Below are 20,656 nucleotides of genomic sequence, written 5' to 3' on the forward strand. Positions count from 1 at the left end.
GTTCAACCCGGTTTTACCGGAATGTCGATACAAAACCTGGCCCCTCCTTCTTTTCGGTTTTCTGCGATCAAAGTTCCTCCGTGAGTTTCCATGATGGACTTGCTGATCGAAAGACCGAGTCCGCTTCCTATGTGACTTTGATTTTTACTTCGATAAAATTTCTCGAAGATTTTATCAAGTTCTTCTTCCGGAATTCCGGGGCCGTTGTCTTCCACAACGTATTTCATCTTATCCTTATCGGGAAGAAGTTCGATGACAACGGGAGATCCTTCCGGAGAAATCTGAACCGCGTTGAAAACTACGTTGAATAGAGCCTGCTCCATCAGAGTAAAATCCATCCAAGTGGGAATCGGATTTTCGGGAAGATGAATCACACAACTGCTGCTCTTAACGGTTTGTCTGAGTCTTCGTACTACTACGCGCACAAGATCGGAAGGATCGTGCCAATCCATTCTCAATTTTAAAAAACCGGATTTGTAACGACTCATGTCCAGTAGATTGCCGAGAAGAAGATTCAGGATCATACTGCTTTCGTTGATTTCGTTTAACAATTCTATGCGCGCCGTCGATGATTTGTCTATTTCCGGTTCTAAAAGCGCCGTGACCGCGCCTCGTATCGCGGAGAGAGGAGTTTTCAGTTCGTGAGAAAGGGAATTAAAGATGATCGTATATAGACGTTCGGATTGATTTGCGAGATATCTGGTTCGTGTCTCTTCGGATAACAATTCTCTTTCCAACGCAAGCGCGATCTGATTTCCCATCGTGAGCAAAAGATTTTCCTGATCGAGATTTAGTCTTTCACTTAGAACGATGCCGATCACTCCGATGATTTTTCCGGGAGCGATCATCGGAAAATAAGTTCCCAAAGATAAGGAGAGCGTATCCGTAAATTTTCCCGCGGAGATTTTGTTCTTATATGTCCAGTTTGCGACCGCAGTTTCTTTCGCGTCCGGAAAAAAATTACCGGCCTTGGAAGAATTAGAATCTATGTTTCCCTGATTTTCCAAAAGAATCGCGACGTCCGTTTGAAAATTTTTTTTGAGATAATCCGCACCGATCTGGGCGATTTGACGGATGTCTCTTGCGTGTCCCAATTCTTTGGAAAGCTCGAATAACGTGGTCAAACGTAATTCAAGGTTTACTAATACTTTTTCTTTTTGTCTCAGCCTGGAAGTGACGTTTCCGATGATGATCGAGATAAAAAGAAAAGAACCGAACATCAAAACGTCTTCCAGTTTTTCGATAAAGAAAGTGTATCGGGGAGGAATGAATAAAAAATCCCAGAAGATTCCGGATAATAAACCCGCCAAGACCGTCGGGCCTTTGGAAAAAACGGCTCCGATTCCCGATACGAAAAATAAATATAAAAAGGAAATGCTCCAGTAACCCGTGAGAGGTTCTAAAAAAAGACTGATACAAGTCGCCAATAAAATCAATGCGACCGATGCGACGTATTGTTTCCCACCCGATGAAGTTCTTAAGAAGCGGCTCAGTACGGATTCTTCTCCTGAAAAAGAAGTATGATGATCGTAAGGGACAAGACAGAGTTCGAAGTTCGACGTGATTCTCGCGAGTTTGGAAGAGGGGGAATTCCATTTCTTCCACCAAGACATAGGAGGTTTTCCCAAGACTACACGCGTTATGTTCTTTTGTTCGGCTATGCGAAGAACGGCGTCCACCGGATCTTCGTCGGCGGCGTAAAGAATCTCGGAACATAGTTCTCTCGCAAAGTTCAGATTCTTTTCAAGCTGACTGATATTCTCCTTGGAAAGATTTTCCCTTGTCTGATTGTAGATCGCGAACAATTCTCCGTTTCTTTCGTAGGCGAGACGTTTCGCATAACGTAATAAGGAATAGGAGTTCGGACTCGCGCTGATCGCCACTAGAATTTTTTCCCTGAACTTCACGGAGTCGGGAGAAGTGGTTACGTGTCGTGCGGTGTAGTTGAGCGCGGTCTCTCGGAGAAAAGTAAGATTCTCCTGTTTAAAAAAATGATCCACCGCGATGTTCGCTTTTTCGGGAACGTAGACTTTTCCTTCCTGTAGACGTTTTCTGAGATCGTCCGGAGAAAGATCGATCAACAGAATTTCGTCGGCTACGTCCAAAGCAGCATCGGGAATCGTTTCTCTGATTTTTACGGAAGTGTTCTTTTCGACGGCCTCCACTTGACTTTCCAAATGTTGAACATTCAAAGTTGTGAATACGTTTATACTGTGATTTAAAATTTCGACGACATCCTGATAACGCTTTACGTGTCTGCTTCCCGGTATGTTCGTATGCGCGAATTCGTCGACCAGGACGATCTCGGGTTTTCTTTTGAGAATTGCGTCTATGTCCATCTCTTCGAATCGGATTCCTCTGTGTTCTATGTTTTTTCGAGGAAGAATTTCCAGTCCTTCCGACAATTCTCCGTTCCTTTCTTCCGTGGGTTTCGATGTAACCCACAACCACGTCCACTCCTTCTTTTTTAAGAGCGCGCGCTGCGTTTAACATCGCGTAGGTTTTGCCGACCCCGGCGACCATACCGAAAAAGATTTTCAATTTTCCCGAAATGGATTTCTTTTCTTCGGCTTGGATCTTGCGGAGAAGTTCGTCCGGATCCAATTTGGATTTTTCGCTCCAGTCGGTCATTCTTTGATTTTTCCGAATTCATCATCCAATTTCAAGTTCAATCGAAGTACGTTGACTCGTTTTTCTCCGATATAACCGAACGCCGGTCGTTCCGTCGATTGTTCTATGATTTTTTGAAATCGAAGGATCTGTTCCCGAGTCAATCTTCTCGCGGTTATAACCCGATTCGTCTGAAACTCAACGGATTCGGGACTGATATGGGGATCCAATCCGGAACCGGAGGCGAACAATAGATCGGGAGGAACGAACTTCTGATTCGGATGTTTTGTCAAAAGGAACTTTTTTCTTTCTTCGACTTTTGCCTTTAAGGATGCGTTAGTCGCACTTAAATTAGACGCGCTTGAAGCCACCGTCGCGTAATCTCCCGCAGAAGGTCTCGACCAGAAATATTCGTTTTTTGTAAACCGTTGACCGATCAATTCCGAGCCTACGATTTTGCCGTCGACTTGTATCAAACTTCCGTTTGCTAGGACAGGAAAAAAACGTTCTGAAAACCCTGTAATGACGATCGGATAAAAAATTCCGGTGATAAATGTAAGTGACAAAAGTGTTCTGATCGCTATCGATACCGTGTTTAACATAGAGTTCTCCTCAATTGAGTCCTACTGATCTCTATATAAAGGAGTACCGCCAATTTTAGCACAAATCCCCGTTTAGATGTAGAATTCTGGACACTCTATTATGTAGGGATGAGTAATAAGACTAAGATCATGTCGATACATTTGATTCCTAAAAACGGAGTAAGAATTCCGCCTAAACCGAAGATCAAAAGATTTCGCTTTAATATTTTGTCCGCTCCTAACGGTTTATAAGCCACTCCCTTTAACGCCAAAGGAATCAAAGCGGGTATGACCAACGCGTTGAAGATGACCGCGCTGAGAACCGCGCTCTTCTGAGAACTGAGATGCATTAGGTTGAGAACGGATAAGGGACCGTTGAGCGCGTCCGTAGTCGCGTAAAAAGCTCCGAACAAAGCGGGAAGGATCGCGAAGTATTTTGCGACATCGTTTGCGATACTGAAAGTGGTCAACGCTCCTCTCGTCATCAGAAGTTGTTTTCCGATTTCAACGATCTCGATGAGCTTGCTCGGATTGTTGTCGAGGTCGATCATGTTACCCGCTTCTCTTGCGGTTTGAGTTCCGGTGTTCATCGCAACACCCACATCCGATTGAGCGAGCGCTGGAGCGTCGTTTGTCCGTCTCCGATCATCGCGACGAGATAACCCTTGCTTTGTTGTTCTCTGATTTTTTTCAGCTTGGTTGCCGGAGTCGCTTCTGCTAAGAAGTCGTCCACTCCCGCTTCCGCGGCAATCGCCGCGGCAGTGAGTTGATTGTCTCCAGTGATCATAACGGTTCTGATTCCCATCTTACGAAGACTTACAAATCTTTCCTTCAAACCTCCTTTGACGATGCCCTTGAGTTCGATCACTCCCAAGAGTTTGTCGTCTTCGGCGACGAGGATCGGAGTATTTCCCTTTTGCGAAACCCTTTGAATGACTTCTTCCATTTCGGGAGAAATTTTTTGACTGAAGTTATGGAGATAGGTTTTGATCGCGTCACCCGCTCCTTTCCGGATTCTTCGGGTCACTACTCCTTCTTTTTTTAGATTGAGTCCGCTCATTTTCGTGTAGGCGCTGAACGGAATAAATTCGGCTTCCATCTCGGTGAGATTTCTTTTTCGGATTCCGAATTCCTTTTTTGCTAATACGACAATGGATCTGCCTTCGGGTGTTTCGTCCGCGAGAGAGGAAAGTTGCGCTACGTCCGCGAGATATTTTTTTTCCACTCCTTTTGCGGGGAAGAATGTCCTCGCTTCTCTGTTGCCTAACGTGATCGTTCCCGTTTTGTCCAAAAGAAGAATGTCTATATCTCCCGCGCTTCGATCTCCTCCGCTTTCCCTGACTACGGGAGCGGATTCTCCTGTGATCGCGGATTCGCCCACGCTCGCGATTCCTTCTATAACTTCTCCGTCACCCGGAATCAGATCGCCCGGTTCGCATAACACTGAGTCGCCGATTTTTAAGGGAGTTCCCGGAACCGGAATGACCTTACCGTCTACGAGTTTTTTGGCGACGATATTGGATCTTGTTTTTTTGAGACTGTCGGTTCTGGCTTTACCTCTTCCTTCCGCGATCGCTTCCGCAAAATTCGCAAAAAGAACCGTGAACCATAACCACAAACCGATCTGCAGGTTAAAGGAAGAATAGATTCCGTGGTATAAGTCTTTGGCAAAAATCCAGGTAGTAAAAAGCGCTCCTAAAAAAACGATGAACATCACCGGATTTTTGGTCTGAGAAAGTGGATTCAATTTTTTGAATGTATTTACGGTCGCTTCTTTTAAAACTCCAGATTCTAAAATGGCTTTCGATTTACGGCTCATCCGATTCTCCTTAAAAAGTTCTGCCTTGTAACATTAGGAAATGTTCCAGTATCGGTCCGATCGTCAATGCGAGAAAAAAAGTCAATGCGCCTACGATCACGATCACGGAAAGAAGTAAAACGTAAAACGTTCCTCCCTCCGTCGAAAAGGAACCTTCCGAAACGATCTCCGATTTTTTTTAACCGCGGCGCTTCCCGCGATCGCAAGGATAGGGAGAATGACTCCGAATCTTCCGATCAACATCGCAAGTCCTATCATAGAATTGTAATACGGAGTGTTGGCGTTCAAACCTGCAAACGCGCTTCCGTTGTTTCCCGCACCGGACGAGAACGCGTAAAGAATTTCGGAAAGACCGTGCGGTCCTCGGTTTGACAGAGAGGATAACGTGTCCGGTAAACTCACCGAGATTTCGGTAAAAAGAAGAATGACGGTGGAGGGTAAAAGAATTCCCAAGATAGACATTTGGATTTCTCTCTTTTCTATTTTTTTACCGAGATATTCGGGACTTCTCCCACCATGATGCCGCTCAAAAAAACGGTAAGAAGAATAAAAAGAACCATACCGTACATTCCGGCTCCGACTCCTCCGAAGATGACTTCTCCCAGTTGTATATTCAACATTCCTACTAAACCGCCGATCGGAGAAAAACTGTCGTGCATGGAATTGACAGAACCGTTAGACGCCACCGTGGTGGCTACCTCCCAGATCGCACTGTTTAAAATTCCGAACCTAACCTCCTTTCCTTCCCAGAAACCGTATGATCTCCAAAGAGGATTGTAGGAAGATTCAAAGAACCAAACGGTAATTACTCCGACACAAAAAACGGTGAACATCACGCTGAAAATGACCCATGCGTGTCTGATATTTCCGATCATTCTTCCGTATAAAAACACGCAGGCTCCGGGAAGAATCAGGATGGAAAACATCTGAAAGAAATTGGAAAGGGGAGTGGATTCTCGAAAGGATGCGCGCTGTTGACTCCGAAAAATCCTCCTCCGTTTGTCCCTAATTGTTTGATCGCGATCTGAGAAGCCGCGGATCCCAATGGGATGATTTGTTGTGCTCCTTCCAACGTGTTCGCGGTTACGTAACTCGAAAACGTCTGCACCACCACAGTTGCGACTAACGTTAAAGAGAGCACAAAGGCTAAAGGAAAAAGAACGTATAAGATTCCTCGGATTAAAGAGCGGAAAACGAAGTTAAGAAGTTGTTAGGATTCAGGGCAAACGGGCATGATTTGAAACCGAAAGCAGGTTCGGGTTTTAAGCGGGAGAAGTTTACTCGGATTTATCGATAGAGAGAGACCGGTCCAATTCAAGATAGAATATCAGATTTCCTTAAATCAATTATAAAATTCGGAGACTCCCGTTTTGTAAAGGAAGAGTATTTTTTAAAATCCGTTTGAAAAAAACTTGATTTCTAAGACGTTCTTAAAGATAAACATGTAAGCAATTGCTTACTATATGGAGTTTGGAATGTTTGTTTCCCTTCCGATTTATGATCCGAATAAAAAATAAAATTTCGTATCAAGATAAGATCGGTTTTATTTCAAGCAAGAACGGAGTATTTTTTGTTTTTTTTATTCAGACAAAAATGGGATAATTTTCATTCTTTTATTTCCGAGTCCGGATTCAGATTTTTTTTCATTTTTCTCATTCCGTCTCTGATCCTATTTGTAGATCTCGGACTACGGTGGAAAGTTCTGAGTCAGATGGAGGTTTTACAGTGGTATTATTATCTCCTTTCTTTCTTTTATTCGATTTTGATTTATTCTCTGTTGCTTTTTTCTCTTGCTTTTCTTTCGTCTGCGTCAAAGAGAAAAGCGTATTGGAGCGTCCTGATATTTTCCGCCTTCGGTTATTCGAGTTGTATAATCGGTTCTTACGGATATTTTCTATATGCGGGAATCATGCCGAACTTCTTCGTTTTTTCTTATATTTTTCAAGAACCGTTTAATAGTTGGACCATCTTCAAGGGCGGACTTACGATTTCGAGTCTGATAGGTTTCTTACTTATTTTCATTTTGGTATTTGTTAGTTTGAGGGTTGTGTCCTCGAATTTTAAACCGGTTCGATTTACGAGGAGTATCTATTCAGGTTTATTTTTTGGGGTTCTTGTTCTTACCGCTTTTTTTCACAACAATACACGATTCAACGACCAGATTTACGTCTCGGACACGAATTCGATTTCGTTTATCAATCGGAACATTTACAATATTCTTACGGGAGATCGACTCGGTTCCGCGGGACTACAATCGAGAAATAAGCCGAAGTTGAACAAAAGTCCGAATCCGTTTCGAAAAAACATTTTAATCATTCTTGGAGAGAGTCTTCGTAGAAAGAATATGGCTCTTTATGGTTACGGTAAGGACACGACTCCGTTTTTGAATCGTTGGACGCAAAACACTCAGAATGGATCCGTTGTGGTTTTTCAAAAGGTGTTTTCGAACGCAAGTTCTACTTTGATTTCGGTTCCGAGTTTGTTGTCGGGAGTGTCTCCGATTCAACCTGTTTCTATGACTCATAGTTTTCCTTTGTTTTGGGAATACGGAAAGGCTGCGGGGCTTTCCACGTTTTACATTTCGAGTCATAGTTTTCGTTGGAATAATTTTTCAGGTTTTTTTAAAAACGCGGGAATCGATTTTTTATGGAATAAGGAAATCAGCGGACTTGGCGTTTTTAATGATATAGGGATTGATGATCGTAAAACGGTGACCGAATTTCAAAATCAGGTGAAACTTCTCAAAAGCAAAGGCCGTAACTTTGCCGGAGTTTTACATTTGAACACGAATCATTTTCCGTACATCGTTCCGGAAGAATTTGTTTATTTCCCGGTCGGTAAGGATACCTTCGCACCCTACGATAATTCCGTCCGTTATTTGGATCATCTTTTGGAAAAAGTATTCCATTTTTTGAATGAAGAAAAGCTGATGGAAAATACTCTTGTGATCTTCACTTCCGATCATGGAGAGGCTCTTTTCGAACACAACTATATCGGTCATATAGAAAGTAATCATATCGAAACTTTGGCGGTTCCGATGGTATTTTTCCTGCCGAATTCCTTGGAAAAAAATCATTTTCGGGAGCGCTTAAAAAGGAATATTGATAAAAACGTTTCCAATACGGATTTAATACCGACTGTCGCGGAAATATTAGGTGTTTCTAATCAACCCGAGATAAAAAGTTATCTTTCGAAATTGGAAGGGGCTTCCCTACTTTCGGATCTTCCGGAAGGTCGTCGTATTTTTATCGCGAATAATAACGAAACTTCTCTTTATAGAGTTGGAATGAGTTATATAAAAGGAAATTTGCATTATATGCTTCGCCTCAATTCGTTTCCACCCGATGAAGAAGTTTATGATATTCGAACCGATCCGTATGAAAAAAAGAATCTCTGGCCCGGCCTGAGTTTGGAAGAAAAACGAGAGATCCGTAGACAATTGGATGAATGCGGTTTATGCAATGATCTTTACGCCGTTTCCGGAATTAAACTTTGATCCTTAGGGATAATTTCGTTATTTACGACTTCTTTTTGATTTTGAATTGATCGAAATTTCCTGCGAGAGTGAGATAAAAGAGTTTTAGAAGAGGAATATCATTCTTTTGTAATTTAACAAAAAGCGCATTTATCTATACCGACAGATCGATCCTCATTTTGTGATAGTTTTCCCGTTTTAGGTTTTAGGACGGATTTTGGTTTTTCGTCTCTTGAATCCGGCGATTTTGTGTTTGATAAGTAACGTAAGTTAACAAATGTGAAAGCGATTCTTATGTTGCGATCTGAAACGCGTCCCTTAGGAAGCCGTTTCACTGAGTTTAGAGAGCGACACTTTAGTTAACGTGAGTTCGATATACTTCAATCACCCAAAAATCAGGGGAAACTCAGGCAGAACGCTTCCTGAACTCAGCAAACACCTTCCTATGGGTCGGTGTTTAGGGCGCGTTCTGGGGCGTAAGTTTCACAGAAGATTGTCGTAATTCCGACAGATTTATCTTTGGATTCAAGTACTTGTGGTGCCCTTAGAAAGTGCGACACTTTAGTTTCTTATTCGCCCAAACTTTTTTCGCGAACTCACGTTAAGTAACGTGAGTTCGGTATAACAAAATGCGAAAGCGATTGTAGTGGAAATTCCAAAGGAATTGGAGCGAAAAGCGCGGTCGCGAGCCATTTTATCTATGAAATTCGCGAGCGATTCGCCCAAACTTTCTTACGCCGAACTCACGTTAAGTAAGTTCCCGCGACGACAACTGGAGCGTTGGTATCGACTCGATAGGAAAAAATATAGAAGTATAAACGTAGCAGTTCGTTTGCGGTGGTATTTTGCGAGCGAATCTTCCTATATATTGCTTATGGATTCGTTTTGGTAGATACTACTTTTTGCAGTTCGGTTTCCGAAGGAAAAACGATATTTTGATTCAACAATTCGTAACTTAAGTTTAGGTATGCCTTTGCCTTTTTGCTCATTTCATCGCAGACCTTCGGATCCCGGTCGCAGAAGTTGTTCTTCTCACGAGGCGGATTGATATTGTAGGAAAGATCTTCTTTCCCGTCGAAAAATCTCAAATAAAAAAGATCATTTTCGATCCAGCCGAATAAATTTCCATAAGCAAAGTAGGCTGTTTGAGTCCTTCCCGGAGCTAAAAGATTTCTTCCCATAGAGGAAAAAACCGCCTTCTTACCGACAAGTCCCAGGATTGTCGGAATTACATCCAATTGGGAAGCAATAGTTTCGTCTAACGCAGGGGCTATTCTTCCCGGAGCATAGATCAGAAACGGAACGTTTCTATCTTCGTAGTAATCCAGATATCTATGATGTGTATGGTCCGCAACGAAAACGAAAATAGTGTTCTTGAAGTATTTCGATTTTTCGGCCTGGGTGATAAAATTATGAATCGCCCAATCTGCGTAATTGTAAACGTTCAAAAAATCGTAGTCTCTTGTGGAGGGATCAAAAATCCCGAATTTTTCCGAAGGACTTCTGTAGGGGTAGTGGGTCGTCAGGGTCAGTGCAAGACCTAAAATCGGTTTTTTAGAAGCGGAAATACGTTCATGCAATAATTGTAATACGTCTGCGTCGTCGTATCCCCAGGCGCCTAGTTGAAATCTTCCTAACTTTGCGATTTCCTTTTCCCCGAGTACGGTATCAAAACCCCAGTGAGGCATAAGGGTACTTTTGTTGTCGAAACTTAAATCTCCACCGGTCACGAAATAAGTATCGTAGCCCATTCTTTTGAAAATATTACCGATACCCGAAAAGTTTCCGAGAACCTGATGTGTTCTCACTACGGTCAGACCAGGACGATCTGGAATTCCAGTGAGAATCGACATCATTCCATTTGTGGTTCTTCCGCCGGAGGCGATGAACCGATTGTAGAATCTTCCTTTTTTTAAGAGTTGATTGAAATACGGTGTGACTTCCTTTCCTTCCACAAGCCCGTTTGAAATCGGTTTGATAAATTTTCCCGTCCAATTTTCAAGCATGATTAAGACTACATTGGGAGGAGTTCCGGGATTGGTTTCCTGTTGAACGCGTAAGATTGGATATTTATCGCTGACAAATTCCGAGCCCGGATAGGAAATTTCTTTCCGTACGATCTTGATTGCTTCCTCCGTTTCCAATTTTAAGAATTTCGGAATGGACTGACTTTTTAAATCCATGATCGAAGTGAAAACTCCGTTGAGTGCGATATTGTTTACGAAGTTATTTCCGGAAACGATCGCATTCGTAGCTCTTATGGGAGATTCTTGAACGCCTCCTCGGATTGCGATGATTGTAACGATCAAAACGATCGGGACCTGAAACAATGCGGATTTCCAAGATTCCTTCCGGTATCGGTACGGATTGTATTTGAGAAATAACCATGTCGATAAGGGAAGAAAAAACAGTAGGAATGCGATTCCGATCAAAAACGTAACCGTGTTTTGCTCCAACGCCGATTTAAGAATTACACCTAAGTCTTTTCCGAGAAATACGAATCCTTCATAGCCGATATGTTTGTTTGCGTTTTCAAAATAAATGATGTCCGCGATCAGATGTGCGATCATCCAAATTCCCAAAAGGATCGGAGTGTATCCCCAAAAAAAGCGATATAGTTTGAATCGATTTAAGTAGGGCAATACGGAAAGAAGAGCGAACAATCCCAGGGTCATTCCGATCACGACAAGGTCGAAACGAAAACCTAAAAGAAACGCGAGTACAACTTCTCCGAAAGGAACACCTTGGAGCCGGTACCAATAGACCGAAAGAAACGCGATCTTGTATAGGAAGAGGATGAGAGCGAAGTAGAGAACATAACCTAAGACGAGTTTTAAGTGGGTGGGGATACGTTGAAACATTCTGGCTCTTTTTGCGTATGATATGGATTGAGAATTGAAACCGGATTCTCAAAACGTATAGTTATAATAGGTTTAAGTGGAGGTAGACGCTCAAGTCAAAAATATTTTTGCTCGGATACGATTCCTAAAAATACATTTTTTGAGTTCTGCCGTCACAAACGGATCGGTACGTTACTTCTGTTGTCGTTACAAGTGTCCCTTTGTGGTACAAAAATTGAGTTTCAAGTTTGTGAAACTAAAGTCATGAAAAATCGGGAATCAAAAAGAATTTGAGTCTTGACAAATTTTTATGTGTCTCAATAATAAGTGAGTAATCACTCACCATGGATTTGCAAGCACAAGAAGAAGTGCAAAATAGTATCGAACTTGATCGGAATTGGCCGGAAGGCCAAAAAAAAATCTTTTTGGCAGCGGTTGAGATATTTGCTCAAAAAGGTTTTTCTGCCGCAACCACGGGAGAAATCGCCAAAAAGGCCGGAGTCGCGGAAGGGTTGATCTTCAAATATTTTAAGAGTAAAAAGGAACTTCTTCTAAGTTTAGTATTGCCAATCCTGGAAGATTTTATTGCACCGCTTTCGCTCAAAAGACTGCAGGCGATCTTTACTCAGGAGTTTTCGACTTTAGAGGAATTTCTTACTGCGATTTTCGAAGAAAGGGTAGCGTTCATAGTAAAAAATAGGCATCTGGTTCGAATCATTTTTCAAGAAGCTTTTATCACGTTCGAGATTCAAGCCGTTTTGAAACGAGTTTTCAAAGAAAAGCTGGCGCCTAAGCTTAAGGAATGCCTTAAAAACTTTCAAGAAAGGGGAATGATTGCGGAGCTACCGATTGATTCCGTATTTCGTTTTATTGCGTCTAACCTTGCCGGATACGTCTTATTTACGGAAATTCTCTATAGACCGGAGGCGGAAGGCTACTGGGATCGGGAAGTGGAGTTGAAGAGAACAATCGAATTTATAGTAAGAGGACTTAGGCCTAAAACGAAAGAGGAACTGGCTTTGAAACCTCGAACCAAGAAGAAGTCGCCTATCTCTGCAACGACGAAAGTGAAGAAAAAAAAGAAATCTTAGTATCGGAGCCGATTCTTATCGGGAATTTGTATGAATGTTTTAATCCATAAAATAAAATATTGGTTTTCTGTATATCGATCCTTGCGTCTTCCGTTTCGAATTCTTTTGCCGCTTCTTCCTGTTTTGTTTTTGTTTCTATTCCTATCTACGAAGGGAAAAAATAAGGCGGAAGACGTGGCTGTTCTCGGTCCGGTTGCGGAGAAGGTTTACGGGCTTGGGACCGTTCATTCTTTGAATACGTTTCGATTCAGAGTCGGAGTTCCGACTAAAATTACGAAGGTTTTTGTTTTGGAAGGGGACGAAGTAGTACCGGGTCAAGCTTTGCTTCAACTCGAAGGAGCGACCATTGTTCGTTCTCCGATTCGAGGGATCGTTTCCGATGTCGGTTATCACGAGGGGGAAGTGGCCTTTCAAAATCTTCTCGCGATCGAAGTTCTGGGAATAGGATCCAAATATCTTATCGTAGCGCTTGATGAACAGGTTCTACTTTCGGTTCGTAAGGGACAAAAGGCATTGATCCGTTTTGAAGGAAAGCCGAACGAGGTCGCACAAGGACGTGTACAGGGAACATTTTCGCGAGCCGGTCAGTTCTTTGCAAGGATAGAAACGGCGTATTTTCCCGAAGGTGTTCTTCCCGGAATGAGTGCGGATGTCGCGATCGAAATCGGAAATAGGGAAAACGTGGTTCTTGTTCCTAGGAAATACGAAAAGAAACGTAAAATTATAATATTCAGAAATGGTAAATCGATAGAGATTCCTTTTACGCCCGGATTAAAATCGGAGCAATTTATCGAAGTGAAAGAAGGGGATGTTCAAGCCGGAGATAAACTTTCAGAGGTACCGTAATGTTGTTTATCGCAATCAGGCAAATGCTCGTCAGAGGAAAACAAACCCTGACGACACTTTCGGGAATCGTTTTGGGCACGGCCGCTTTTATCATCATTTCCGGAGTTCTTCTCGGATTTAGAGGATATCTTGTCGATCAGCTGATCAACGCGGATTGTCATGTACGAATAAGTCCTAGACAAGAAATCATTCAAGCGAATTCTATGGACGATTTGTTTCCCGGAGAAAACGTATTCTGGCTTTCCCCTCCTTCCGGAAAACGCGGTTCCACACATCTAAGCAAAGCAAGTCTCTGGTATGAACGATTGGATCGGGATAAAGAGGTGCAGGCGTATTCTCCGCAGGTAAGCGGACGAGTATTCCTTTTTTCCGGTTCCAACCAGGAAGCCGGAAAGATTATAGGAATCATTCCATCCAGACAGATTCAAGTCACGCCTCTCGCCGATTATATTACGGAAGGAAGTGTGGAATCCTTATCCGCGGGAAATAGAATCATCTTAGGAGATGGGCTTGCGAAACTTCTCGGACTCGGATTGAACAAAACGGTATGGATTTCTTCCGGCTATCAGGACAAAACTCCGTTTCGGATTGCCGGAATCTTTCGTTCCGGAAACAAGGCTCTCGATGATAGTATCGCCTATGGATTGTTATCCGAAGTTCAACTTTTAACGGCTCAGTCCGGAATGGTCACGGATATAGCCGTTCGCCTGAAGGACGTAAATCTTTCGCTTCAGAAAGCGGAAGAATGGAGAAATACGGGAGACGAAAAAGTTGTAAGCTGGCAGGAAGCGAATACGAGTTTTTTTGCCATCTTTAAACTTCAGGACGCGATTCGATATTCCATGACGGCCGCTATTTTGACGGTTGCCGGATTTGGAATATACAATATTCTGAATGTAATTATCAATCAGAAAAAAAGGGAGATTGCGATTCTTAGATCCATCGGTTACAGACCGAATGAGGTGTTGATGATTTTTCTGTTACAAGGTCTGATTTTAGGGCTTTCCGGAGGAATTATCGGATTGTTGATCGGATTTTTGGCTTGTATTAGAATCGAAACGCTTCCGTTTACAAATCCGCTTTTTTCTGCAAAAGCTACAACGATGGTCATTTCTTTTGCTCCCGCGATTTACCTACAGGCGTTTGTGCAATCGATGGTCGCCACTTTGATCGCGAGTTGGATTCCCGCAAGATCCGCCGGAAAACTATCACCGATCGAAATCATACGAGGAGAATAGGATGCAAACAACAAGACGCACTGGAGTCTCCGTAAATGATCTTAGAAAAACTTTCGGTAATTCGGAAATCATCAAAGGGGTCAGCTTGGATATCGAGGAAGGAGATTATGTTTCTCTAACGGGAAAGTCCGGTTCCGGAAAGAGCACGCTTTTGTATATGATTAGTTCCTTGGATCCTCCGAGTTCGGGAACGGTCGAGGTCGACGGAAAAAATATCTATCGGATGGACGAGGAAGAAATCCACGATTTTAGAAATAAAAGAATGGGGTTCATCTTTCAGTTTCATTACTTATTGCCCGAGTTCACCGCGATCGAAAACGTTTTGATGCCCGCAAGAAAAGCCGGACTTTTAAAGAAATGTCAAAGTTATGCGGAATATCTATTGGAGGAATTCGATCTGAAGGATAGAATGGACTATCGAATCGGTCGTTTGTCCGGTGGCCAGGCGCAGAGAGTGGCGATCGCACGCGCACTTGTGATGAATCCGAAATACATTTTTGCCGATGAACCTACGGGGGCCTTGGATTCTACGAACACAAAGGTGGTTATGAACATACTCGAAAAGGTCAATCGAGAAACAAAAGCTACGATTCTTGTGGTCACTCACGATTCGGATTTCGCTTCGAAAACGAAAAGACAGATCCATCTTGTGGACGGTCAGGTCGTATCTTTGAAAGAATTCGAAACGCTCAAAAAAAACGGAAAAAAAGAACGTGTCTGAATACTTCTAGAGTGGGAAAAATTTTTCAGATAGGCATTCAAATCCTCATTTTTCATTCTGCGTTTTATGCGCTGGAAGTTTCCAAAGTTTAAATCGGGTCAGTTGAGAAGATGGGAGTATTTACTTCCAACGGGATCTTCCAAAGAAACCGAACAGATCGCGAAAAAGATCATCTCGGATTCTTATCTTCCAAAAGCACAAACTCCGTTTTTAAAGATTTTGCCCGGAAAGATTTTGCTTGAGAATGCGAACTTTAGACAGGCACTCGAATTATTAGTAAGAATTCCTTGGACAAGGGATTTTCGATTGAATTTGGGAATGTATCCGTTCAAGCGGTCCTTTTCTTTTCTGGAATTCGAATCTTCATTAAGAAAATCTAAAATTCTTCCGGAGAAATGGAATCTCAAATTTCGTCCCCAGGTTAAGGGACGGGCCGAATGGACTCCTGAGAATTTGAGTACGCTTTGGGAAACCGGAGTTGCCGCAAATTCCGAAAATCATAGAACTACGGAACTCAGCGCGCTTCTGGTGGAGGACGAAATCATTTTAAGCGTTAGTCTTTCCGGAGAGCCTCTCAATCAAAGGGGAAATTTTCAATTTCTCTCCAAGTCCGCTCCGATTCGAGAAGACCTGGCGAGATATTTGGTCGAGAGAATGCACAAAATTCTCCCTAACCCAGATGCGGTTTTTGTTCCGTTTGCGGGAACCGGGACATTCATTCGGGAATCTGTGGATTCGATTTTAGGAATCTGCTTTCCCCATTATTCGAGGGAGTATCTATTTCAGGATATGGAGGAATTTCCGAGCGCGACCTGGGATTTTTTAAAGAAGAAAACGCTGAAGAATTCCATTGAGAGCACGATCGGAATCTGGTGGAACGAGTTGAACGGGGAAACTTTCGAATATACAAAAAATAGAATGAACGTATATCAGGATTTTCTAAATCAATCCGGGTTTTTAGATTCTTTTCGTTTTGTTCAAAATGAAGGCGACTTTTTTCTGTTTTCTCCGCAGGAAGTTTGGAATACCTTAGGAAAACGTCAACGGATCTGGATGTTTTTCAATCCGCCTTACGGACTCAGGTTGGGAATTGGTTCTTCGAGCGCTTTTTATAGAAAGTTGGGTGAAAGATTGACACATTGGTGGGAACTTCCCTCCGAGATCGGCGGTTTTGTACTTTGCCCGAACGAAGAGTGTTGGTCCGTTTTGATTCGTAATATGGGAATTAAAACGAATACGATTCATGTCACTCACGGTGGTGTGGATATGAGGGTTGTGTATTTTTGAATCGTTGGTTTATTATAAAAAGAATTTCTAAGTAAATGAAATATTTTTGTTAACGTAAACGATAGTATCAATTTGTCCAAGAAAGTCAAAATATGTTTTTGTAGTAAAAGTTTTTCTACTCAGACTTACAGCGCGTCTCAAAACCTCAAAATGTAGGAACTACTACAATTTTAAACGACAGGAAAAACCGCCAATACGACGTAATCTGTGGGAACTAGAACAGATCTCGATTTTACGAATAAATTCTAAAAGTAAAGATTTCTACTTTTAGAAAACTCTTTCTCATTTTCAACCACTGAACTCACGTTAAATTAAAAATAACTTTGGTTTTGGATGATTTGAATTGAGTTCATTTTATAACTACTCAGAATTATATAACATGGTTACCCAATATTTTGTTTTGAAACAGGGTTTTGTAATTAAAATTTACGGTACACAATTTTATAGTGAACAATAAAATTTGCCGTAAAAAATCGTATATGAGAATTTCTGGGTTTTAGAGTTAATGCGTTAATTATAAAATTCTAAATAACGTGAGCAGGGTCGTAAGAAAGTTTGGGCGAATAAGAAACTAAAGTGCAACGACTCCCTGAACTCAGGCGCAGAGCTTTCCTGAACTCAGCAAACACCTTCTTATGGGTCGGTGTTTAGGTCGCTCTGCGGGTCGTCGTCGCAGCTTGCGAATTTCATAGATAAAATGGCTCGCGACCGCGCTTTAACTCAATGTTGCTGCCTACGATCGCAACATAATGCTCCAATTCCTTCGGAATTTAACTCAATGTTTCTCCCTACGGGTCGAAACATATAATCGCTTTCGCATTTTGTTATATCGAACTCACGTTAAATAAATTTTCCTTTTTTTAGTTCTTCTAACATGGTCGATCTATGAGAGTATTGTAATGAAAGTCGTTTAGCCAGTGACGAAACCGAATTCTTTCCCTCGGGAGAGGAAGTGATTTGTTTCATTGTTTGTACGAGCTTCTTGTATTGATTTCTGGAATTGGCATGAATCGCTTCTTTTTCGACGTAATCGATTCCAATTTTTATAGTTTGTTTCTGATCGATTTTTGTAAGTTCCTTATATAATTGAAAGAATAAATACGAATTTTTCTTTTCGAGAATTTGGAACGCTTCTTTTGAAAATCCCTCCTCGAGTAAGAACCGAATTGCATTTGGTTCATTTATATTTTTAGAATTGGAAATTATAAACTTCGCGATGGAATTGGATTCTTTTTTCCAGTCGGCTTTGGAAAGATTTTGTTTTATAATATTTTTATAATTATCTTGATAAAGATCTAAGAAAAGTTCTTTTGCGATTTTAAGAACCGATTCCGTGTTTCCTTGACGTTTCATCAAATTGAGAAGTTCATTTTTCCACTGATTGACCGCCTCGCTTTTTTTTTCTTTTTTTGCAATTTGGATCCCTTTTAAGATTAATTTTTCGGCGTGTAAAAATTGATTTTTTAAAATTGCCTGATTTATAAAAATCTTACGTACTTTCGAGTGTTCAATATGAGAATTCAGTAAATCGATTCCTTCTTTACTTTGTCCAAACTTTTCAAAAAGTGTATAAATTTCAGTAACGATTCTTTCCATACGATACGGTTTGTCTTTCGCATAATTTAGTTCTCGTTCCAAAACCTTTTGAAGTCGTTTTATTTGTTTGGAATTTAGATCTAATAACATTAGGATATCATAATAATCATCTGAAAGACCGAAATCTTGCGTGGCTTTGTGCCGGTATAAATGAAGACAAATTTCGAAGATTTCATCGTATAATGTCGGATTTTTTCGAACTGATTTTTGAATCATTTCTAAAACATCCGTCACCAGATCATCCATAGCATAACGGTTGGTATCGTCCATATTCATGGATGCCTCCAACGCTATCTCTGCACAGGCAGAAGCGATATAAAGAGCTTCTTTTGGTTTTATTGGATACAGTCTTTTTGCCCGATCCAGAAAACGATTCATTTCTCTTTGGAACTTAAAACTGGTTTGATAATCTATGAAACCAAATTCATCTAAAAAAGAATGATAAATTTGCGTCGCTTCTTTCAGATAAGAAGCTCTTGATTTAGAATCCGATTGTGAAAAAAAAATTGTCAATTCCTTATAAAAACGGGGATCTGAGTCCGCTTTTTCTAAAAGAAATTTTACGAGATCCTTTTGAGATACACTCGGAAGAATTTTTGAAAGTTCTGGTTGTTTTGTTTCATCTTTACGATTGATAAAACCGGAAAGTACAATTTGTAAAATGGCAGCGACCGCGTGTTTACAATAGACATCCATGTCATATGGACAATTACATATCACCTTCGTTTTTTTGGGTGAGGAAATTTGAATTTCTAATTCATACACGGCGCTATTTCCGAATACTTTCATATAATAATGATTTTGTTTCGTTTCCAATAGATCGTGAACTTCTCCAGAGTTAAAAAGTTCGATTCCTCTTTTTATGATCGTGTCTGAAGGTAGTAATTTGGTTACTTGATTTAAAGCTTCTTTTGCTTTTTTGAGGCTTAGCATAAGTTTTCTGATGTTTCGTATTTGATTAGTTTTACAACAAATTTTTTAAGAATAATTATAATTCATCGAAAAGAATTTATTATAAGAACTTGTCCTAAAAGAAACTAAAGCATCTCACTCCCTGAATTGCGCCCCTTAGGAAGCAATTCACAGTATTCAAGTAAAGTTTAATGGAACTCAGCAGAACGGCTCTCCATGGATCGCGAAAGGTATAACTCAGCAGAACGGCTCTCCATGGATCGCGTTCTGGGTCGGTGTTTAGGTCGCTCTGCAGGAGTGTTGGTGTTATCACCCGACTTTGTTAAGTCCTTCCGTCTCTGTCATTTTACTAAATCGGAAATTAGCTCAATATGATCTTATGTAAAAAAAATAACGGAAGGGCTTAACACAAGAAACATAGGAGGAAGCGTTGTGCTGAGTTCTCCTACGCTTCAATTACTTTCGCATTGGATTATATCGAAAACGGGACTTTGTGATAAACATTTAGGTGCTTAATTTTATAGGAATGGGAAAAAATCAATCGGAATTTGAATATTCGGAAAAGATTGTAAACGGAAGTAGGTTGGAATCAAAGAGAACCTTGCTCAAAAAAGTGATAATTAGGCCGATTCCGAAATACAAACCCATAGGAATCGGGGCCTTGCGCAAACTTTTTCCTCTTTCCCGAAGAACAACCGTGAACAAAACTGCTGGAATGTAGGAGGCGTTTAAAAAGAACATCCACCAAGGATGACCTGCGATCAACGCGTAAACGGGAGCGAACAAAACGTCTCCGAACCCGATTCCACCCGGAAATAAAAAAAACAGGATCAAAAACACGAGAAAAAAACAGCCCAAAACATAAAGTTCGTTTAAACCCGGCAATTTGCCGTTGAACAAAAAAGCGGATGTGATTCCGAAAAATAAAATCCAAGGAAGATTTTCGTAATCCAAGGAGAAGTGAAATGCGTCCGTAAGGCAGGAGATCAAAAGATGGCCGCAGAGGAACAGGAAGACAAAACTGAATGCAGGATTTTTGGTTAAGGAAAAGCAGAAAATAAAAACGCATACAAAGGAGAATTCTATCAAAGGAAAAAGAGAACGAATTCTACCGTTGCAAAATTGACATTTACCTTTTGAGATGAAAAAGCCAAAAATAGGCAACAATTTCGGATAACGGATCTCCGCTTTGCAGTAATCGCAGGAACTTGGATGGGTAAAAATTCGTTTCCATTTTTCGAAAAACGAAAACGATTTTCTGTTTTTACCGTAGTAATATTCTAAAATTCGAAAACTTAGGGTGACGTAAAAACTTCCTAGGGAAGCCGCGCCGAAGCTTCCGAAACCTAAAACGATCCAAAAGCTCGGAGAATCAGGCAAGTTCGACAAGTGCGGAGATTCCTCGCTTGAGATTTTCCCATTCGGAGGCGAAACTGATACGGATGTAATTTTTGGACTCGGTAAAGATGTAACCCGGAACCAGAATCAATTCTTTCTCTTTCACGGCTCTAACGATAAAGTCGTCGTCTTTTTCTTTGATCTTAATGAAAAAATAAAACGCACCTTCGCTCTTGTTAATTTCGTAATGATCTTTTAAGGATTCAAATACAAAGTCTCTTTTTTCTTTGTAGTCCGCAATG

General features: G+C 41.2%; 12 protein-coding genes and 3 pseudogenes (1 of these 15 running past the window's edge). 6 read left to right on the forward strand and 9 right to left on the reverse strand.

The window, feature by feature from the left end; genetic code table 11:
- Positions 1 to 2: 2 nt before the first annotated feature.
- The 5 genes and pseudogenes from LEP1GSC062_RS09605 to kdpA all read right to left on the reverse strand — a co-directional run bounded on the left by LEP1GSC062_RS09605 (position 3) and on the right by kdpA (position 6,151).
- A pseudogene (locus tag LEP1GSC062_RS09605) lies at positions 3 to 2,631 on the reverse strand (ATP-binding protein).
- A complete protein-coding gene (kdpC, locus tag LEP1GSC062_RS09610; protein WP_010578812.1) occupies positions 2,628 to 3,212 on the reverse strand; it encodes a potassium-transporting ATPase subunit KdpC in 585 nt (194 codons plus the stop codon). Before kdpC ends, LEP1GSC062_RS09605 begins: the two are co-directional and overlap by 4 nt.
- Before the next feature lie 98 nt (positions 3,213 to 3,310).
- Positions 3,311 to 5,010, reverse strand: a pseudogene (gene kdpB / locus LEP1GSC062_RS09615) (potassium-transporting ATPase subunit KdpB).
- Positions 5,011 to 5,020: 10 nt separating this feature from the next.
- A complete protein-coding gene (locus LEP1GSC062_RS25830; protein WP_283159960.1) occupies positions 5,021 to 5,116 on the reverse strand; it encodes a hypothetical protein in 96 nt (31 codons plus the stop codon).
- A pseudogene (gene kdpA, locus LEP1GSC062_RS09620) lies at positions 5,113 to 6,151 on the reverse strand (potassium-transporting ATPase subunit KdpA). Before kdpA ends, LEP1GSC062_RS25830 begins: the two are co-directional and overlap by 4 nt.
- 429 nt (positions 6,152 to 6,580) lie before the next feature.
- Between kdpA and LEP1GSC062_RS09625 the strand changes: the two are divergent.
- Positions 6,581 to 8,506, forward strand: coding sequence for a phosphoethanolamine transferase family protein (locus LEP1GSC062_RS09625; protein ID WP_020984075.1), 1,926 nt, complete (start codon positions 6,581 to 6,583; stop codon positions 8,504 to 8,506).
- An 851-nt stretch (positions 8,507 to 9,357) separates the two neighbouring features.
- Here LEP1GSC062_RS09625 and LEP1GSC062_RS09630 read toward each other — a convergent pair.
- The gene (locus LEP1GSC062_RS09630) at positions 9,358 to 11,346 is read right to left on the reverse strand and encodes an LTA synthase family protein (RefSeq protein WP_010578815.1); all 1,989 of its coding nucleotides are present in this window, start codon (positions 11,344 to 11,346) and stop codon (positions 9,358 to 9,360) included.
- Positions 11,347 to 11,669: 323 nt separating this feature from the next.
- On the opposite strand from LEP1GSC062_RS09630, the gene LEP1GSC062_RS09635 reads away from it, so the two are divergent.
- The 5 genes from LEP1GSC062_RS09635 (at position 11,670) to LEP1GSC062_RS09655 (ending at position 16,508) form a co-directional block, all read left to right on the forward strand.
- Positions 11,670 to 12,416 carry a TetR/AcrR family transcriptional regulator gene (locus LEP1GSC062_RS09635; protein WP_020984056.1) on the forward strand — a complete coding sequence of 249 codons (747 nt, stop codon included), beginning with the start codon at positions 11,670 to 11,672 and terminating at the stop codon, positions 12,414 to 12,416.
- A 30-nt stretch (positions 12,417 to 12,446) separates the two neighbouring features.
- Entirely contained in the window at positions 12,447 to 13,262 is an 816-nt protein-coding gene (locus LEP1GSC062_RS09640; RefSeq protein ID WP_010578817.1) for an efflux RND transporter periplasmic adaptor subunit, read from the forward strand.
- Complete coding sequence (locus tag LEP1GSC062_RS09645; RefSeq protein WP_004500814.1) at positions 13,262 to 14,500, forward strand: ABC transporter permease; 1,239 nt, start codon at positions 13,262 to 13,264, stop codon at positions 14,498 to 14,500. The genes LEP1GSC062_RS09640 and LEP1GSC062_RS09645 overlap by 1 nt, the downstream gene beginning before the upstream one ends.
- A 1-nt stretch (position 14,501) precedes the next feature.
- Entirely contained in the window at positions 14,502 to 15,221 is a 720-nt protein-coding gene (locus LEP1GSC062_RS09650) for an ABC transporter ATP-binding protein (RefSeq protein ID WP_020984068.1), read from the forward strand.
- Positions 15,222 to 15,287: 66 nt separating this feature from the next.
- Positions 15,288 to 16,508: a hypothetical protein gene (locus LEP1GSC062_RS09655; RefSeq protein ID WP_020984064.1), complete on the forward strand. Its 1,221-nt coding sequence runs from the start codon at positions 15,288 to 15,290 to the stop codon at positions 16,506 to 16,508.
- A gap of 840 nt (positions 16,509 to 17,348) precedes the next feature.
- On the opposite strand, the gene LEP1GSC062_RS23615 is transcribed toward LEP1GSC062_RS09655, so the two are convergent.
- The 3 genes from LEP1GSC062_RS23615 to LEP1GSC062_RS09670 form a co-directional block, all read right to left on the reverse strand.
- Positions 17,349 to 19,037 (reverse strand): SWIM zinc finger family protein, encoded by a 1,689-nt coding sequence (locus tag LEP1GSC062_RS23615; protein ID WP_020984105.1) that lies wholly within the window; start codon positions 19,035 to 19,037, stop codon positions 17,349 to 17,351.
- A gap of 516 nt (positions 19,038 to 19,553) precedes the next feature.
- Complete coding sequence (locus tag LEP1GSC062_RS09665; protein WP_020984069.1) at positions 19,554 to 20,405, reverse strand: prepilin peptidase; 852 nt, start codon at positions 20,403 to 20,405, stop codon at positions 19,554 to 19,556.
- Positions 20,389 to 20,656, reverse strand: partial view of a pyridoxal phosphate-dependent aminotransferase gene (locus LEP1GSC062_RS09670; protein ID WP_020984031.1) — the final stretch only. Its footprint extends 845 nt past the window's final position; only the last 268 of its 1,113 coding nucleotides appear in the window; its start codon lies beyond the right edge, outside the window — the gene reads right to left on this strand; the stop codon is at positions 20,389 to 20,391. The genes LEP1GSC062_RS09665 and LEP1GSC062_RS09670 overlap by 17 nt, the downstream gene beginning before the upstream one ends.

The organism is Leptospira alexanderi serovar Manhao 3 str. L 60, from assembly GCF_000243815.2.
In the GTDB taxonomy this organism is placed as follows: Bacteria; Spirochaetota; Leptospiria; order Leptospirales; family Leptospiraceae; genus Leptospira; species Leptospira alexanderi.

What these genes read in the sequence shown, in the direction of transcription:
- kdpC (WP_010578812.1), bottom strand. Translation starts at nt 3,212, where the DNA reads ATGTTAAACACGGTATCGATAGCGATCAGAACACTTTTGTCACTTACA.
- LEP1GSC062_RS09630 (WP_010578815.1), bottom strand. Translation starts at nt 11,346, where the DNA reads ATGTTTCAACGTATCCCCACCCACTTAAAACTCGTCTTAGGTTATGTT.
- LEP1GSC062_RS09635 (WP_020984056.1), top strand. Translation starts at nt 11,670, where the DNA reads ATGGATTTGCAAGCACAAGAAGAAGTGCAAAATAGTATCGAACTTGAT.
- LEP1GSC062_RS09640 (WP_010578817.1), top strand. Translation starts at nt 12,447, where the DNA reads ATGAATGTTTTAATCCATAAAATAAAATATTGGTTTTCTGTATATCGA.
- LEP1GSC062_RS09645 (WP_004500814.1), top strand. Translation starts at nt 13,262, where the DNA reads ATGTTGTTTATCGCAATCAGGCAAATGCTCGTCAGAGGAAAACAAACC.
- LEP1GSC062_RS09650 (WP_020984068.1), top strand. Translation starts at nt 14,502, where the DNA reads ATGCAAACAACAAGACGCACTGGAGTCTCCGTAAATGATCTTAGAAAA.
- LEP1GSC062_RS09655 (WP_020984064.1), top strand. Translation starts at nt 15,288, where the DNA reads ATGCGCTGGAAGTTTCCAAAGTTTAAATCGGGTCAGTTGAGAAGATGG.
- LEP1GSC062_RS23615 (WP_020984105.1), bottom strand. Translation starts at nt 19,037, where the DNA reads ATGCTAAGCCTCAAAAAAGCAAAAGAAGCTTTAAATCAAGTAACCAAA.